The organism is Amaricoccus sp. B4 (assembly GCF_043226085.1).
Lineage (GTDB): Bacteria > Pseudomonadota > Alphaproteobacteria > Rhodobacterales > Rhodobacteraceae > Amaricoccus.
The window spans coordinates 2,603,469-2,618,149 of the sequence record NZ_CP171225.1; the positions used below are offsets into that span (position 1 = coordinate 2,603,469).

General features: G+C 67.5%; 18 protein-coding genes. 8 read left to right on the forward strand and 10 right to left on the reverse strand.

Features of this window, described 5'->3' with window-relative positions:
• Nucleotides 1–43 precede the first annotated feature (43 nt).
• Nucleotides 44–577 (forward strand): hypothetical protein, encoded by a 534-nt coding sequence (locus tag ACF66B_RS12540; RefSeq protein WP_111429351.1) that lies wholly within the window; start codon nucleotides 44–46, stop codon nucleotides 575–577.
• A gap of 19 nt (nucleotides 578–596) precedes the next feature.
• Here ACF66B_RS12540 and acpS read toward each other — a convergent pair whose 3' ends face one another.
• Nucleotides 597–1,031: a holo-ACP synthase gene (acpS, locus tag ACF66B_RS12545; RefSeq protein ID WP_111429532.1), complete on the reverse strand. Its 435-nt coding sequence runs from the start codon at nucleotides 1,029–1,031 to the stop codon at nucleotides 597–599.
• 148 nt (nucleotides 1,032–1,179) lie between these two features.
• Between acpS and ACF66B_RS12550 the strand changes: the two genes are divergently transcribed.
• On the forward strand, nucleotides 1,180–1,488 hold the full coding sequence (locus ACF66B_RS12550) for a hypothetical protein (RefSeq protein ID WP_162683214.1): 309 nt from the start codon (nucleotides 1,180–1,182) through the stop codon (nucleotides 1,486–1,488).
• Here the strand turns inward: ACF66B_RS12550 and ACF66B_RS12555 are convergent.
• Together ACF66B_RS12555 and ACF66B_RS12560 are read right to left on the reverse strand one after the other, a co-directional pair.
• Nucleotides 1,485–2,078: a hypothetical protein gene (locus ACF66B_RS12555; RefSeq protein WP_111429350.1), complete on the reverse strand. Its 594-nt coding sequence runs from the start codon at nucleotides 2,076–2,078 to the stop codon at nucleotides 1,485–1,487. The genes ACF66B_RS12550 and ACF66B_RS12555 overlap by 4 nt on opposite strands.
• Before the next feature lie 176 nt (nucleotides 2,079–2,254).
• Complete coding sequence (locus tag ACF66B_RS12560; protein ID WP_392662799.1) at nucleotides 2,255–3,742, reverse strand: pyruvate kinase; 1,488 nt, start codon at nucleotides 3,740–3,742, stop codon at nucleotides 2,255–2,257.
• Between the two features lie 181 nt (nucleotides 3,743–3,923).
• Here ACF66B_RS12560 and ACF66B_RS12565 point away from each other — a divergent pair, with 181 nt between their 5' ends.
• Nucleotides 3,924–4,553 carry a LysE family translocator gene (locus ACF66B_RS12565; protein ID WP_111429349.1) on the forward strand — a complete coding sequence of 210 codons (630 nt, stop codon included), beginning with the start codon at nucleotides 3,924–3,926 and terminating at the stop codon, nucleotides 4,551–4,553.
• Between the two features lie 3 nt (nucleotides 4,554–4,556).
• Here ACF66B_RS12565 and ACF66B_RS12570 read toward each other — a convergent pair whose 3' ends face one another.
• The 5 genes from ACF66B_RS12570 to folK form a co-directional block, all read right to left on the reverse strand.
• A complete protein-coding gene (locus tag ACF66B_RS12570; RefSeq protein ID WP_111429348.1) occupies nucleotides 4,557–5,339 on the reverse strand; it encodes a pyridoxine 5'-phosphate synthase in 783 nt (260 codons plus the stop codon).
• An 11-nt stretch (nucleotides 5,340–5,350) separates the two neighbouring features.
• Nucleotides 5,351–6,052: a DUF2062 domain-containing protein gene (locus ACF66B_RS12575; protein ID WP_111429347.1), complete on the reverse strand. Its 702-nt coding sequence runs from the start codon at nucleotides 6,050–6,052 to the stop codon at nucleotides 5,351–5,353.
• 47 nt (nucleotides 6,053–6,099) lie between these two features.
• Nucleotides 6,100–8,247: a bifunctional (p)ppGpp synthetase/guanosine-3',5'-bis(diphosphate) 3'-pyrophosphohydrolase gene (locus tag ACF66B_RS12580; RefSeq protein ID WP_111429530.1), complete on the reverse strand. Its 2,148-nt coding sequence runs from the start codon at nucleotides 8,245–8,247 to the stop codon at nucleotides 6,100–6,102.
• 56 nt (nucleotides 8,248–8,303) lie between these two features.
• Entirely contained in the window at nucleotides 8,304–8,654 is a 351-nt protein-coding gene (gene rpoZ, locus ACF66B_RS12585; RefSeq protein ID WP_111429346.1) for a DNA-directed RNA polymerase subunit omega, read from the reverse strand.
• An 86-nt stretch (nucleotides 8,655–8,740) separates the two neighbouring features.
• On the reverse strand, nucleotides 8,741–9,319 hold the full coding sequence (gene folK / locus ACF66B_RS12590) for a 2-amino-4-hydroxy-6-hydroxymethyldihydropteridine diphosphokinase (RefSeq protein ID WP_111429345.1): 579 nt from the start codon (nucleotides 9,317–9,319) through the stop codon (nucleotides 8,741–8,743).
• Between the two features lie 116 nt (nucleotides 9,320–9,435).
• Here folK and ACF66B_RS12595 point away from each other — a divergent pair, with 116 nt between their 5' ends.
• The 5 genes from ACF66B_RS12595 to ACF66B_RS12615 all read left to right on the forward strand — a co-directional run bounded on the left by ACF66B_RS12595 (nucleotide 9,436) and on the right by ACF66B_RS12615 (nucleotide 13,113).
• A complete protein-coding gene (locus ACF66B_RS12595) occupies nucleotides 9,436–10,002 on the forward strand; it encodes an NYN domain-containing protein (RefSeq protein ID WP_111429344.1) in 567 nt (188 codons plus the stop codon).
• On the forward strand, nucleotides 9,999–10,622 hold the full coding sequence (locus ACF66B_RS12600; protein ID WP_111429343.1) for a uracil-DNA glycosylase: 624 nt from the start codon (nucleotides 9,999–10,001) through the stop codon (nucleotides 10,620–10,622). The genes ACF66B_RS12595 and ACF66B_RS12600 overlap by 4 nt, the downstream gene beginning before the upstream one ends.
• An 87-nt stretch (nucleotides 10,623–10,709) precedes the next feature.
• Nucleotides 10,710–11,657: a 4-hydroxy-3-methylbut-2-enyl diphosphate reductase gene (gene ispH, locus ACF66B_RS12605; RefSeq protein ID WP_111429342.1), complete on the forward strand. Its 948-nt coding sequence runs from the start codon at nucleotides 10,710–10,712 to the stop codon at nucleotides 11,655–11,657.
• Between the two features lie 344 nt (nucleotides 11,658–12,001).
• Entirely contained in the window at nucleotides 12,002–12,484 is a 483-nt protein-coding gene (rnhA, locus tag ACF66B_RS12610) for a ribonuclease HI (protein ID WP_111429341.1), read from the forward strand.
• The gene (locus tag ACF66B_RS12615) at nucleotides 12,481–13,113 is read left to right on the forward strand and encodes a trimeric intracellular cation channel family protein (protein WP_111429340.1); all 633 of its coding nucleotides are present in this window, start codon (nucleotides 12,481–12,483) and stop codon (nucleotides 13,111–13,113) included. The genes rnhA and ACF66B_RS12615 overlap by 4 nt, the downstream gene beginning before the upstream one ends.
• Here the strand turns inward: ACF66B_RS12615 and fmt are convergent.
• Entirely contained in the window at nucleotides 13,106–14,014 is a 909-nt protein-coding gene (fmt, locus tag ACF66B_RS12620; protein ID WP_111429339.1) for a methionyl-tRNA formyltransferase, read from the reverse strand. The two genes, ACF66B_RS12615 and fmt, sit on opposite strands and share 8 nt — an antisense overlap.
• A gap of 68 nt (nucleotides 14,015–14,082) precedes the next feature.
• Nucleotides 14,083–14,601, reverse strand: a complete 519-nt coding sequence (def, locus tag ACF66B_RS12625) for a peptide deformylase (RefSeq protein ID WP_111429338.1) — start codon at nucleotides 14,599–14,601, stop codon at nucleotides 14,083–14,085.
• Nucleotides 14,602–14,681: the final 80 nt, after the last annotated feature.

Sequence of the window (14,681 nt, forward strand, 5' to 3'; positions counted from 1 at the left end):
CATGGTGGCGGGAGGGACCGGGCCCGCGAGCGGGAAGGCTGCCATGACATCGATCGATCTTCGCCCCGACTGCACCCGCTGCGCCGCCCTCTGCTGCGTCGCCCTGCCGTTCGACCGCTCGAGCCGCTTCGCCATCGACAAGGCCGCGAACGAGCCCTGCCCGAACCTCGACCGCTGCGGCCGCTGCCGGATCCATTCGAGCCTCGCGGACCGGGGATTCGGCGGTTGCGTCGCCTTCGACTGCTTCGGCGCCGGGCAGCGCGTCACGCAGGAGATCTTCGAGGGCCGGAGCTGGCAGGACGACCCGGCGCTTCTGGAGCCGATGGCGCGCGTCTTCCTCACCGCGACCCGCGCCCATGAGTGCCTGATGCTCCTGCGCGAGGCCGGAAGCCTCCCGCTTTCGATCACCGACGAGGCGCGGCGCGCCGGGCTCGAGGCCGCCGTGGCCGAGGCGGGCGTTTCGGCCGAGGCCATCGGCGCGCTGCGGCGCGAGACCTTCGCCTTTCTGGCGAGCCTCAGGGGCAGCCTGCCCTCCGCCGTCGCGGCAAGATCCGGCGGGCGCGGCGGGACGCCCTGACCCTCGGCCCGGCGGGGGGTCAGATCTTGCGGCGGGAACGGTGGTGCGCCGGCACGATCTCCGGCAGCGCCTCGATCACCACGAAGGCCTGCGCCCAGGGGTGATCGTCGGTGAGGGTGAGGTGGATCGCCGGGCGGTGGCCTGCGGGCATGAGCTCGGCGAGCCGCGCCGCGGCCCAGCCGGTCAGCACCATCTCCGGCTGGCCGGTGCCGAGGTTGATCACCCCCATGTCGCGCCAGGCGATGCCCATGCGGAGCCCGGTGCCGAGCGCCTTGGAGCAGGCTTCCTTCGCCGCCCACCGCTTGGCATAGGTCGCGACCCGCTGCGCCCGGCGCTCCGCCGTCGCCTTCTCGCGCTCGGTGAACACCCGGTCGAGAAAGCGGCTGCCGAAGCGCGCGATCGTCGCCTCGATGCGCTCGATATTGGCAAGGTCGGATCCGATGCCGATGATCATGCGGGGCCTCTCAGCGATCGACAGGTTGATCATGGTGGGTTCGTGGGCTTGCCAGCTATCAACGTTATAGATCGCTTACAACTAAATAAAACTTGCCAGATTTGTCGCTATGGGATCATCATTCTGTGTTCAAATTGGGAATGACAATATGGCTACTACCGGCGAAGATGAAATTGCAAAAGGTATCATGAAATTTGCGATGAAGCAGAAGGATGGAATTGCGAGATTCGATTGTCTCTACAATAGTTTGCAAGATGAAGTCTCTCTCACCGCTGATGATTGGCGCGGATCTACCACGCGCAATGGCGAGCCAATGTGGCATCAGATTGTAAGAAACGTGCAATCCCATCACGAGGTCGAGGGTAATGCCATCTATGAGGGGTGGTTGAACCATATACCCAAAGTTGGCTATCAAATTACTAACGCTGGAAGAAAGTATATTGCTTCGCTCGGTTAAGAGAACGCAGCTTTATAACCAGGCGGAAGCCAGCGGAGCTCAGTATTGCCGGATTTTTGTTTGTCCCAAACAAACCAAGCATAAGCTGTTGTCCCGCTGCCTTTTCTCTCGGCGTTCATGGGATAAAATGTAATTCTCTCACTAAAAACCCAAACTCTTGTTGGAGGAGAAATAGAAAATATTGATTTTTGCCGTTTTGCTCCCTCTAGAAAAGCTAGTCTAAGCAATAGAGCGAATTTTTTCTCCGCACACCTAAGTCCTGATTTAACAAATCCTTCTGCTGAATTATAAGGGGGATTTGTAACAATGTTTGGAACGCGTGTATTCGATGCTAGAAAATCAACGCCAACATCTCCGTAGCCGCGATCAAAAAGATCAGAACTTACGACATCCGAATTCGCGGTCTTGAGAACCTCAGACATTGCTCCATTTCCACAGGCACTCTCCCAAATTTGACCGGTGAAGCACTCGTTGTCGACAAGCGCATGAGTCGCCCAAGCGGGAGTGGGATAGAAGTCAGGTCCGGCCAGATCAGCAAACCGCTTCAATGTTGGCTTGAAACCGCCATTCAGATTGTATGTCGCATCCATGGGGAAAAACTTATCATAATCATGGGGTTATGCAATACCCGGTAAGTGACTCAAAAGATTCATCATTCTCCAATTGCACTTGGGCGCAGTAATCGAAAGTTCTGAGCAACGAACTTCCTTAGCCACGCCAGTGCGGTCCGCCTCGAATCAACTTTCAGGCTCGATGCGATCCGGTTTCACCACGACTTGAGCGCGCGGAGCCGCGGCGTCTTCTTGAAGAGATGCGCGTCCATCCGCCCGAGCAGCTCGTCGAGCAGCGTGATCGCCTCGGCAACGGCGGGGCCCTTGTTGAGCATCACGCATTCGGCCCGCGCCGCCATCGCCGCATCCGTCATCTCGCCGCGCGAGGGCAGGCCGGTCTTCACCAGCTCCTCGAGCACCTGCGTCGCCCAGACGGCGGGGACGCTCGCCGCCTCGCAGAGCCAGAGGATCTCCTCCTGCATCTCCGCCACGCGGGTAAACCCGAGCTCGGCGGCCAGATCCCCGCGCGCGATCATCACCCCGAAGGGCCGCCGCCCCGCGACGCGGGCGATGAGATCGGGCAGGTTCTTCACCGCCTCCGGCCGCTCGATCTTGGCCACCAGCCCGAGCGGCGAGCCCGCCGCGCCGAAGCGCGCCAGCACCTCCTCGAGCAGGTCGATGTCCTCGGCCCGGCTCACGAAGGAATAGCCGATCATGTCGGCGCATTCGACGACCGTGGCGAGATCGCCCTCGTCCTTCGCGGTGAGCGGCGAGAGGCCGAGGGCGGTGTCGGGCAGGTTGATGCCCTTCTCGGGCTTGAGCTTGGTGCCGCCGGTCTTGGTATGGCGCACCCGGATCACCGCCTCGCCGTCGCCGAGGCTCTCGACCACACCCTCGAGCTTGCCGTCGTCGTAGCGGAGCCGGTCTCCCGGCACGAGCCGCGTCACCATCTCCGGCAGCGAGACCGAGGCCGAGAACGGCACCTCCTCCGACACCCGCGGCCGGCCCGCGGCCACCAGCCGCAGCGCCTCGCCGGCAAGGATCTTCATCCGGTCCTTCGGGCCCTGGACCGCCTCGGTGCGGATCTTCGGCCCGGCGACATCCATCAGGATCCTGATCTCGCGTCCCTCGGCGTCCGCCGCGGCCCGCACATGGGCGGTCATCGACCGCCAGGCGGCGGCATCGTCATGGGCGCAGTTGATGCGCGCAACATCCATGCCGGCGCGCGCAAGCCCCAGCACGAAGGCCGCGTCGCCCGCCGCCTCGGAGGGCAGCGTCACCATCACCCGGCAGCGGCGGCGCAGGGGCGGTGCGCCGAACAGCGCATCCGTCGCCGCCTCGAGCCGCGCCTCGCCGGTGAAGAAGGCCGCCTCCGTCGGCGCCGGGTGCGGGCTGACCCGCCCGCAAAGCGCGGCAAGGCTTGCCGCGATCGCATCGAGCGTCGGCAGCACCCGGCTCTCCAGCCGCCCCATGGAGGACAGCCCGCGCCACATCAGCGCCCGCTGCAGCGGCCTGAGATCGTGATGCCGGATGACGAGATAATGCGCCAGATTGACCACCTCGGGCGTGATCCGGGCGCCGACCGCCTCGAAGCGGGCGATCAGCGTGTCCGCGGTTCCGGTGATCTCGTCGCGGAGCGCCAGCAGCTCCTCCAGAAGCCGCTCGGGCCGCTCGGGCATCTCGGCCTTGCCGGGCAGGGTCATGTCAGTCTCCTTCAGCCCGGCGGGCCCTCCGCACGCGACGCGGCGCACGGGGCCGGGCGCCGCCTCCCCCTGTCACGGTTCCACGACCTTTTCATGACAGCCCCGCATCGCACCGCTTGCAGGGCGCCCGGAATGGGTGCTCCATGCGGACGCACCTGCCGACCGAGAGGAATCGCGCCCCATGGATCTTCAGCTCTGGCTTGCCTTCGTTGCGGCATCGACCGCGCTCCTGCTCATCCCCGGCCCGACCGTGCTCCTGGTGCTGAGCTATGCGCTGAGCCAGGGCCGCCGGGTGGCGGTGGCGACCGCGGCGGGCGTCGCCCTCGGCGATTTCATCGCGATGACCGCCTCGCTCGCGGGGCTCGGGGCGCTGGTGCTCACCTCCGCCACACTCTTCACTCTGCTCAAATGGGGCGGCGCCGTCTATCTCGTCTGGCTCGGGGTGAAGCTTTTCCGCAGCGCGGGCAGCAGCGGGCCGCTCACCCCGGCCGAGGCGCCGCCGGTCGCCGCGCGCCACGTCTTCGGCCACGCGGCCGCCGTCACCGCGCTCAACCCGAAATCCATCGCCTTCTTCATCGCCTTCGCGCCGCAGTTCCTCGATCCCGCCCGGCCGCTCCTGCCGCAGATGGCGATCCTGGTCGCGACCTTCGTGTGCCTCGCCACCGCGAATGTCTTTGCCTACGCGCTGCTCGCCGCCCGCCTGCGCCGGCAGTTCGAGCGGCCCGCGGTCATCGCCTGGCTCACGCGCGCGGGCGGCACCGCGCTCGTCGCGATGGGCCTTGCCACCGCAACCCTGCGCCGGGCGGCCTGAGCCTCAGGCCGCGCCCTCGCCGAAGGCCGCGCGCCGGGCCTCGTCCATCAGCGCCCGCATCCGCCGGATCGCGCTGTCGAGGCCGGAGAAGATCGCCTCGCCGATGAGAAAATGGCCGATGTTGAGCTCCATCACCTCCGGGAAGGCCGCGATCGGCTTCACGTTCTCGAAGGTGAGCCCGTGGCCGGCATGAACCTCGAGCCCGAGCTCGCTCGCGAAGGCCGCCATCTCGCCCAGGCGCGCGCATTCCGCATCCCGCGCCGCGATGTCGCCGGCGATGTCATGCTCGCAATAGGCCCCGGTGTGGAGCTCGATCACCGGCGCGCCGATCCGGTGCGCGGCCTCGATCTGCCGCTGGTCGGCGGCGATGAAGATCGAGACCCGGATGCCCGCATCGCGCAGCGGCGCGATGAAATGCGCCAGCCGGTTTTCCTCGCGCGCCACCTCGAGCCCGCCCTCGGTGGTGCGCTCCTGCCGCCGCTCGGGCACGAGGCAGACCGCATGGGGCCGGTGCCGGAGGGCGATGGCCTGCATCTCGGCGGTCGCGGCCATCTCGAGATTGAGCGGCAGCCGGATCTCGCGGCTGAGCGCATCGATATCGGCATCGGTGATGTGGCGCCGGTCCTCGCGCAGATGCGCGGTGATCCCGTCGGCGCCCGCCGCTTCCGCCATCCGCGCCGCCCGCACCGGATCGGGCCAGGGCCCGCCGCGCGCGTTGCGCACCGTCGCGACATGATCGATGTTCACCCCCAGGCGGAGGCGTCCGAGCGGCTTGGTCTCTGGCATTGGTCAGGCTTTCAGTTCGTGGCGCTCTTGTTGTTGCGCGGGCCAATATAGGAGCTCCCGTCCGCGCCGTCACTGCCCTCACCCCTCGATGGGTCCGCCGCCCGCTGTGCCTTGATGCGGGCGAGCAGCTTCGCGCGCCGCCGGGTCTGGTAGGCCGCGATCACCGGGCGGCAGAGGAAATAGCAGGCCGTCGCCGCCGCGAGGCCGGGCAGGATGCCCCCCACGCAATAGGGCCAGAACACGTCGCGGAGAAAGATCGTGAGCCGGCCCCACTGCGCCTCGCCATGGCCGAAGAGCGACAGCACGCTCTGCCAGAGCCCGGCGAAGAACTGGTTGAACGCGTCATAGACCCGGCCGAAATCCCGCCCCGTCACGCCATAGCCGAGGATCCGCCGCCCGACGCTGAGCGCGGCCGAGGCGATGAAGGGAAAGGTGACGGGGTTGCCGAAGGCGGTGCCGATCAGGGAGGCGAGAATGTTGCAGCGCAGGAGCTTTGCCAGCGCGGCCGCGATCACGAAATGCAGCCCGAAGAACGGCGTGAACGAGACATAGACCCCGCAGGCGACCCCGAGCGCGATCCGGTGCGGCGTGTCGGGCAGGCGCTTGACCCTGTGGCTGAGGTATTCGATGCCGCGATGCCACCCCTTCTGCGGCAACATCATCTCCCGGAGCCGGCTCAGGAGCGGTGGCTTGTCTCGTCTCTTGAATACCATGATCCCGGATGCCTTTCCGTCTCGGCGCGCATCCTCTCACGAAAACCCTAACCGGAGGTGGTGGGCTGCACCGTCGGCGAGACCGAACGATACCTGCGCACCTCCGCGATGTCGGAATCCGCATCGATCGCCGTCAGCACATGGGTAAGATGTTCCATATCGCGCACCTCGATATCAACAATCATCCGGTAGAAATCCGGTTTCCTGTCGGTGAAGTTGATATTCGTGATATTTGCGCGCTGTTCGCCGATCAGGGTGCAGATGCGCCCGAGAACGCCGGTGTCGTTCGCCATGACCATCTCGATCTGCACGCCACGGTCGGCGGTCGCATGCGATTCGGCCCAGCGGAGGTCGATCCAGCGGTCGGGCTGCTCCTCGAAGTTCACCAGTTCGGCGCAGTCGATGGCATGGATCATCACGCCCTTGCCGCGCACCGCGATGCCGACGATGCGCTCGCCCGGAATCGGGCTGCAACACGGGGCGGGGCGGGCCTCCTGGCCGGAGCCGAGGCCGATGACGATCGGCCCGGACAGCTCGCGGTGGTCGGGCTTGCCCGCATCGCGCACGAGCTCGGGATAAAGCGCCGCCACCAGCTCCTTGCCGGTGACCTCCGCGGCGCCGAGCCGCGCGAGCACGTCGTCGGGCTCGTCGAATCCCATGCGCTTGGCGGCCGTCGCCAGCGCCTTGTCGGTCGCCTTCTTGCCGACGCGTTCGAGCGCGACGCGCGCGATCTCGCGCCCGAGCCGGACCTGCGTCGCGCGCTGCTCGCCCCGGAGCGAGCGGCGGATCGCGGATTTCGCCCGGCCGGTGACCACCATGTCTTCCCAGGTCGGCTGCGGCCGCTGGCCCTCGGCGCGGATGATCGCCACCGACTGGCCGTTCTTGAGCTTGGTCCAGAGCGGCACCCGCTGGCCGTCGACCTTGGCGCCGACGCAGCTGTCGCCGATCCGCGTGTGGATCGCATAGGCGAAATCGATCGGGGTCGCGCCCTTCGGCAGCTTCACCACCTCGCCCTTCGGCGTGAAGCAGAACACCTGGTCGGTGAACATCTCGAGCTTCACATGCTCGAGGAAATCATCGCTGTCCTCGGCGTTCTCGAAGCGCTCGGTGATGGTGGAGAGCCAGCGGAACGGATCGACCGCAAACGGGTTCTCGAACCGCTCGCCGTCGCGGTAGGACCAGTGCGCGGCCACGCCCGTCTCGGCCACCGAATGCATCTGCTGGGTGCGGATCTGCACCTCGACCTGCTTGCCGTCGCGCCCCGAGACCGTGGTGTGGATCGAGCGGTAGCCGTTCGACTTCGGCGAGGAGATATAGTCCTTGAACCGCCCCGGCACCGCCGCCCACCGCTTGTGGACCGCGCCGAGCGCGATATAGCAGTCGATCGCGCTCGTGGTGATGATGCGGAAGCCGTAGATGTCGGAGAGCCGCGAGAAGCTCTCGCCCTTCTCCTCCATCTTGCGCCAGATCGAATAGGGCTTCTTCTCGCGCCCGAACACCTCCGCCTCGACCTTGGCCTGCGCGAGCACGGTGCGGATGTCGTCGGTGATCTTCGGGATCACGTCGCCGGTCTCGCGCCGCAGGGTGACGAAACGCCGGATGATCGACTTCCGCGCCTCCGGGTTGAGGATGCGGAAGGAGATGTCCTCGAGCTCGTCGCGCATCCACTGCATCCCCATCCGCCCGGCGAGGGGGGCGAAGATGTCCATGGTCTCGCGCGCCTTGCGCTGCTGCTTCTCGACCTTGAGATGCCGGATCGTGCGCATGTTGTGCAGCCGGTCCGCGAGCTTGACGAGCAGCACGCGCACGTCCTTCGACATCGCCATCAGCAGCTTGCGGAAATTCTCGGCCTGCGCGTTCTGGCCGGAGGAGAGCTCGAGATTGGTGAGCTTCGTCACCCCGTCGACCAGCTGCGCGATCTCGTCGCCGAAGCGCAGCGCGATCTCGCTGTAGGTCGAGCCGGTGTCCTCGATCGTGTCGTGCAGAAGGGCGGTGATGATCGTCGCGTCATCGAGCCGCTGCTCGGCGAGCAGCATGGCGACCGCGACGGGGTGGCTGAAATAGGGCTCGCCGCTCGAGCGGAACTGCCCCTCGTGCATCCGGAGGCCATATTCGTAGGCGGCGGCGATCAGCCCCGAATCACTCTCGGGATTGTAGCCGGCGACGAGCGCCGTGAGGGTTTCGGCCGGGATGATCCCGCCCACCGCGGCCGGAATGTGCATCGCGGCCACAGTGGAGGGCGGTGGCGGGCTCAGCTTTCGCCCTGGGCTTCCATCAGCGCGCGCAGCAGACGCTCCTCGGACATGTCGTCCTCCGCCGGGGCGTCGGCATTGCCGGCCAGCAGGGTCATGACATCTTCCTCGGGCTCGTCGACCTCGATCTGGCGCTGGAAGCTCTCGATCGCCGATTCGCGGAGCGCATCCGCGGTCAGCGTTTCATCCGCGATCTCGCGCAAGGCGACGACCGGGTTCTTGTCGTTGTCGCGATCGACGGTCAGCGGCGCACCGGCAGCCAGCGAGCGCGCCCGATGGGCGGCCAGCATGACGAGCTCGAAACGGTTCGGCACCTTGTCTACGCAATCTTCAACGGTTACGCGGGCCATCGCGATCTCCCATCGGTTCCGGTTTCGGAAAGGGTCCTTCTAGAGCCTGCGCCGGTCCTGCGCAAGCCCCTCCCTTGGAAGGCAAGTCAAATCTGCCGGATCGTGGCAATTTCATCCGCCGGCAGCGCCTCCAGCATCTCCCGCACCGTCCGCCCCAGAACCGGATGCCGCCAGCCCGGCGCGATATCGGCGAGCGGCCGGAGCACGAAACCGCGCTCCTGAAGCCGCGGGTGCGGCAGGACCAGCGCCCCCGGCGCCTCCGCCTGCTGCCGTTCGGGCGGAAGCCCGGCCCAGTGCCGCCAGGTCTCCGCATCCGGCAGCACCGCGCCGTCCGAGGCAATGAGGTCGAGATCGCAGACCCGCGGCGCCCAGCGGTGCGGCCGCTCCCGCCCCAGCCGCGCCTCGACATCGTGAAGCACCGCGAGAACCCGCTCCGGCGCCAGGGCCGCGCGCACGGCGACCGCGCCATTGACGAAATCGGGGCCCGATCCGGCGGGAAAGGCCGGCGTCGCATACCAGGGGCTCCGGGCCGCGAGCGCGAGCCCTGCCGCTCCGAGTGCGATCACTGCCGCCTCCAGCGTGTCCTGCGGCGTGCCGCGCTCGGTGGGCAGATTTGCTCCGAGTGCGATGAGGTGAAGACCTGTACTGTCAATCGTGTTATGCATGTACACGATTTACCTTTCCCTTGTCGGCATGGAAGCCTATAACGCGCTTCGGCCGAGCGCGGGGGGTTCCCCTGTGCTCTCTGCCCCACACCACAGGGAAAAAAGGGAGTTGGCGCATGTTCTACCGTGACGAACGACTCGCGTTGTTCATCGACGGCGCCAATTTGTATGCGGCTGCACGCGCACTGGGCTTCGACATCGACTACAAGCTGCTGCGTACGGAATTCATGCGCCGCGGCAAGCTGTTGCGTGCCTTCTACTATACGGCGTTGCTCGAGACGGAAGAATATTCGCCCATTCGTCCGCTCGTTGACTGGCTGCACTACAACGGCTTTTCGATGGTCACCAAACCGGCCAAGGAATTCACCGATTCAAGCGGCCGGCGCAAGGTGAAGGGCAACATGGATATCGAGCTTGCGGTCGATGCCATGGAAATCGCCCCCCATGTCGATCATATCGTGCTCTTCTCCGGCGACGGCGATTTTCGCCCGCTGGTAGAATCGCTGCAGCGTCAGGGCGTTCGCGTATCGGTTGTTTCCACGATCCGCACCAATCCGCCGATGATCGCCGATGAACTGCGCCGCCAGAGCGACAATTTCATCGAGCTCGACGAATTGCGCGAAGTCATCGGCCGCCCGCCGCGGGGCGACAGCGGATCACATCAGAACAACGACAACGATTGAGCCTGCCGCCGGAGCCTTTGCCCGGCTGTGATCTCTGCCCCCGGCTCGTCGCACATCGCCGCGCGATCCGCGCGGCGCATCCCGGCTGGTTCAACGGCGCGGTGGCCTCCTTCGGGAGCCCGTCGGCGCGGCTCCTCGTGCTGGGCCTCGCCCCCGGCCTCGCGGGCGCCAACCGCACCGGCCTGCCGTTCGTCGGCGATGCCTCCGGCAGCCTGCTCTTTCCGGCCCTCGCCGCGGCGGGCTTTGCGCGGGAGGGCGACCCGCCCGAGCTTCACGATTGCATGGTGAGCAACGCGGTGCGCTGCCTGCCGCCCGGCAACCGGCCGACGGCGGCGGAGATCCGCACCTGCCGCGGCCATCTCGCCGCGCGCATCGCCGCCCTGCCGCGCCTCTGCGCCATCCTCTGCCTCGGCCGCGTCGCGCATGAAAGCCTGATCGCGGCGCTCGGCGCGCGCGCCGGCGCCCATCCCTTCGCCCATGGCGCCCGGCACCGGGTCGCCGGCCATGCGGTCTTCGACAGCTACCATGTCTCGCGCTACAACGTGAACACGGGCCGCCTGAGCAAACCGATGTTCGAGGCTGTCATCGCGGCGCTGCGCCGTTATATTGACGCCGCCTGAGGAACGGATGTGCGGGCCATCGGCCCGGAGTGAAGATTGCCCCGGGGGCCCGCGACGGCCCTCCGGACGAGCCCATGTAGGGAAGCCATGCCAGAACCGCTCGACCTCTATCTCGCCGCCCCCCGGGGCTTCTGCGCCGGTGTCGACCGCGCCATCAAGATCGTCGAGATGGCGCTCGAGAAATGGGGCGCGCCGGTCTACGTGCGCCACGAGATCGTTCACAACCGCTTCGTGGTGGACGGGCTGCGCGACAAGGGCGCGGTCTTCGTCGAGGAGCTCGACCAGTGCCCGCCCGACCGGCCGGTGATCTTCTCCGCCCATGGCGTGCCGAAATCGGTGCCCGCCGAGGCCGAGCGGCGGCACATGCTCTATGTCGATGCGACCTGCCCGCTGGTCTCCAAGGTCCATATCGAGGCCGAGCGCCATCACGAGAACGGCCTCCAGATGGTGATGATCGGCCATGCCGGCCACCCGGAGGTGATCGGCACCATGGGCCAGCTCCCCGAGGGTGAGGTGATGCTGGTCGAGACACCCGGCGATGTCGCCCATCTCGCGCCCCGCGATCCGGCGCGGCTCGCCTACATCACCCAGACGACGCTCAGCGTCGATGACACCGCCGCCGTGGTCGCCGCGCTCCGCGCCCGCTTCCCCGCGATCATCGGGCCGCACAAGGAAGACATCTGCTACGCCACCACCAACCGCCAGGAGGCGGTGAAGGCGATGGCGCCGCTGATCGACGCGCTTCTGGTGATCGGCGCGCCCAATTCCTCGAATTCCAAGCGCCTCGTCGAGGTCGGCAGCCGCGAGGGCTGCCGCTACGCCCAGCTCGTCCAGCGGGCCGCCGATATCGACTGGCGCGCGCTCGAAGGCATCCGCGCCGTCGGCATCACGGCCGGGGCCTCGGCCCCCGAGGTGCTGGTCGAGGAGGTGATCGAGGCCTTCCGGTCCCGCTACGACGTGACCGAGCGCCAGGTCGAGACCGCGACCGAAGACATCGAGTTCAAGGTCCCCCGCGTCCTCCGCGTCCCGGCCTGACGCGGGGCCACCTGCGGCCCGGCGCCACCGGCGTGCCCCCCCGAACGATCCCGCTTCCGGGTATCGCCGCGCCGGATCGCGGCGAGAGGCGCAGTGCCGGCATTCGAACCGCCCGGCAGGATCGAGCCGGCCCGCCGGATCGGGCCTCCGCCCCGGAGGGCCGATTCATGATATGTTAACTACGAAAATCCAATGATTTCAGCGGCGTTTTTCGATTTTCACGGTGAAACGCCCCATTTTCACGCCGGGACGGCCGCCGTCTTTCCCCGCCTCCGGGGCTTTCCGCCGCAGAGCCCAGAGGCTATCACCGGGCCCCGACCCCGACCGCGCGAGGCCCGAGACCCATGCCCGATTATTTCGCCTATACCGACGGCGCCTGCTCCGGAAATCCCGGCCCCGGCGGCTGGGGAGTGCTCCTCCTCGCCCGCGACGGCGAGACGGTGCTGAAATCCCGCGAGCTCTCGGGGGGCGAGGCCCAGACCACCAACAACCGCATGGAGCTCATGGCCGCGATCTCCGCCCTCGAGGCGCTCGGCCGCGCGACCCCCATCACCATCGTGACCGACAGCGTCTATGTCCGCGATGGCGTCACCCGCTGGATCCACGGCTGGAAGAAGAACGGCTGGAAGACCGCGGCGAAGAAGCCGGTGAAGAACGAGGATCTCTGGCGCCGCCTCGACGAGGCCCAGGGCCGGCACGAAGTGACCTGGAAATGGATCAAGGGCCACGCGGGCCATGCCGAGAACGAGCGCGCCGACGAGCTCGCCCGCGCCGGCATGGCGCCCTTCAAGCCCGCGCGGAAGTCGGCTCAGGGGGCGCAGCCGTGACCCTCGCCCAGTTCCTCGATTTCGCCGCCGTCTTCGTCTTCGCCCTCACCGGCGGCCTCGTCGCGAGCCGTGCCCAGCTCGACATCGTGGGCTTTCTCTTCGTCGCCGCCCTCACCGGCATCGGCGGCGGCACCGTGCGCGACGTGATCCTGGGCCGGGATGCGGTGTTCTGGGTCGCAAACCCGGTCTATCTCGTCATCGTCTGCATCGCCGCCGGGATGGTCTACCTCGGCGCCCATCTCCTCGAATCGCGCTACCGCCCGCTGCTCTGGCTCGATGCCGTGGCGCTCGCCATCGCCGTCTCGGCCGGGGCGCTCACCGCCCGCAATCTCGGCGCCTCCTGGCCGATCGAGCTGGTGATGGGGGTGATGACCGGCTGTCTCGGCGGGCTCATGCGCGACGTGGTCTGCAACGAGGTGCCGCTGGTCCTGAAACAGGGCGAGGTCTATGTCACAGCCGCCTTCGCGGGTGCGCTCACCGGCGTGCTCGCGCTCGGCCTCACCGGCTCGGCCCTGCTTTCGGTCTTCATCTGTGCGGTGGTGACCTTCCTGCTCCGGGCCGGAAGCCTTGCCTTCGGCTGGCGCCTGCCGGTCTACCGCAGCACCCCGCGACGCACCCGCCTCAAGTGAGGCGGTCCCCGGCGGCAACCGGGAAGCCGCGCAGGAAGTCCCTCGCGGCCATCGCCCCCTTGCCCGCGCGCTGAAGCCGGAGCAGCCGCAGCGCCCCCGTGCCGCAGGCGACCCTGAGGTCGTCGTCGAGCACGGTTCCCGCCGGGCCGGATCCGTCCGCGACCGTGCTCAGGAGCAGCTTCACCCGCTCGCCGCCGATCTCCGCCCAGGCGCCGGGAAAGGGCGAGAGCCCGCGGATCTGCCGGTCGATCTCGGCCGCGCTCCGGCTCCAGTCGATCTTCGCCTCGGCCTTGTCGATCTTGGCGGCATAGGTCACGCCCGCCTCCGGCTGGGCTTCGGGCCGAAGCCCGTCGAGCTCCGCGAGCGCCGCAACGATGAGCGTCGCCCCGAGCCCGGCAAGCCGGTCATGCAGGTCTCCGGCGGTATCCTCCGGTCCGATCGCAAGGCTCCCGCGCAGCAGGACGGGGCCGGTATCGAGACCTGCCTCCATCTGCATGATGCAGACCCCGGTCTCGGCATCGCCCGCCATGATCGCCCGCTGGATCGGCGCCGCCCCCCGCCAGCGCGGCAGCAGCGAGGCATGGATGTTGAGGCAACCGCGCGCGGGCGCATCGAGCACCGCCTGCGGCAGGATGAGGCCATAGGCGACCACCACCGCGAGATCGGCCCCGAGCGCGGCAAAGTCGGCCTGCGCCTCCGCCCCCTTGAGCGAGACCGGGTGCCGCACGGGCAGGCCGAGCGCTTCGGCGCGGGCCTGGACCGGGCTCGGGCGGGGCTTCTTGCCGCGGCCCGCGGGGCGGGGCGGCTGGGAATAGACGCAGAGGATCTCGTGGCCCGCCGCGACGAGCGCATCGAGCGCGGCAACCGAGAAATCGGGCGTTCCCATGAAGATCAGGCGCATGTGCGTCCCCCGCAGAGTGTCATCCCGGCGGCGGTGGCCAGGCAGAAGACGGGACACCGCGCCGGGGCTCAGGCCCGCGCGCGTTCCTTCTTGAGCTTCTTCATCTTCGACATGATCATCCGCCGTTTCACCGGGCCGAGGTAGTCGATGAAGAGCTTGCCGTCGAGATGGTCCATCTCGTGCTGGATGCAGACCGCCCAGCGTTCGCCGAACTCCTGCTCGTGGATCTCGCCGTCGAGCCCGAGCCAGCGGAGCCGCACCCGCTCCGGCCGGGTCACTTCCTCGTAGATCTCGGGGATCGAGAGGCAGCCTTCCTCGCTGGTTTCGAGCTCTTCCGAGCGCCAGAGGATTTCGGGATTGATGATCTCCATCGGGTTCGGCGGATCGTCCTGCCCGGCGCAATCCATGACGAAGACGCGCTTCATCACGCCGATCTGGGGCGCGGCAAGGCCGATGCCCGGCGCGTCATACATCGTTTCGAGCATGTCCTGCGTCAGGGCACGGATGCTGTCGTCGATAGCCGGAACCGGGTCTGCGACCTTCCGCAGGCGGGGCTCGGGAATGATGAGGATCGGGCGTGTCGTCATGTGAGCCATCTAGGATATGGCCGGAGACTTGACAAGACAGAGCGGAGCCGCACCCATGGCGCCGACCGATTTGACCAGCG

Bases quoted from the DNA above. Each gene is read 5' to 3' on its own strand.
- def (WP_111429338.1), bottom strand. From the start codon at position 14,601: ATGACGACACGCCCGATCCTCATCATTCCCGAGCCCCGCCTGCGGAAG.
- rpoZ (WP_111429346.1), bottom strand. From the start codon at position 8,654: ATGGCCCGCGTAACCGTTGAAGATTGCGTAGACAAGGTGCCGAACCGT.
- ACF66B_RS12565 (WP_111429349.1), top strand. From the start codon at position 3,924: ATGGATCTTCAGCTCTGGCTTGCCTTCGTTGCGGCATCGACCGCGCTC.
- ACF66B_RS12570 (WP_111429348.1), bottom strand. From the start codon at position 5,339: ATGCCAGAGACCAAGCCGCTCGGACGCCTCCGCCTGGGGGTGAACATC.
- acpS (WP_111429532.1), bottom strand. From the start codon at position 1,031: ATGATCATCGGCATCGGATCCGACCTTGCCAATATCGAGCGCATCGAG.
- ACF66B_RS12595 (WP_111429344.1), top strand. From the start codon at position 9,436: ATGTTCTACCGTGACGAACGACTCGCGTTGTTCATCGACGGCGCCAAT.
- fmt (WP_111429339.1), bottom strand. From the start codon at position 14,014: ATGCGCCTGATCTTCATGGGAACGCCCGATTTCTCGGTTGCCGCGCTC.
- ACF66B_RS12540 (WP_111429351.1), top strand. From the start codon at position 44: ATGACATCGATCGATCTTCGCCCCGACTGCACCCGCTGCGCCGCCCTC.
- ACF66B_RS12560 (WP_392662799.1), bottom strand. From the start codon at position 3,742: ATGACCCTGCCCGGCAAGGCCGAGATGCCCGAGCGGCCCGAGCGGCTT.
- ACF66B_RS12555 (WP_111429350.1), bottom strand. From the start codon at position 2,078: ATGGATGCGACATACAATCTGAATGGCGGTTTCAAGCCAACATTGAAG.
- ACF66B_RS12550 (WP_162683214.1), top strand. From the start codon at position 1,180: ATGGCTACTACCGGCGAAGATGAAATTGCAAAAGGTATCATGAAATTT.
- rnhA (WP_111429341.1), top strand. From the start codon at position 12,002: ATGCCCGATTATTTCGCCTATACCGACGGCGCCTGCTCCGGAAATCCC.
- ispH (WP_111429342.1), top strand. From the start codon at position 10,710: ATGCCAGAACCGCTCGACCTCTATCTCGCCGCCCCCCGGGGCTTCTGC.
- folK (WP_111429345.1), bottom strand. From the start codon at position 9,319: ATGCATAACACGATTGACAGTACAGGTCTTCACCTCATCGCACTCGGA.
- ACF66B_RS12575 (WP_111429347.1), bottom strand. From the start codon at position 6,052: ATGGTATTCAAGAGACGAGACAAGCCACCGCTCCTGAGCCGGCTCCGG.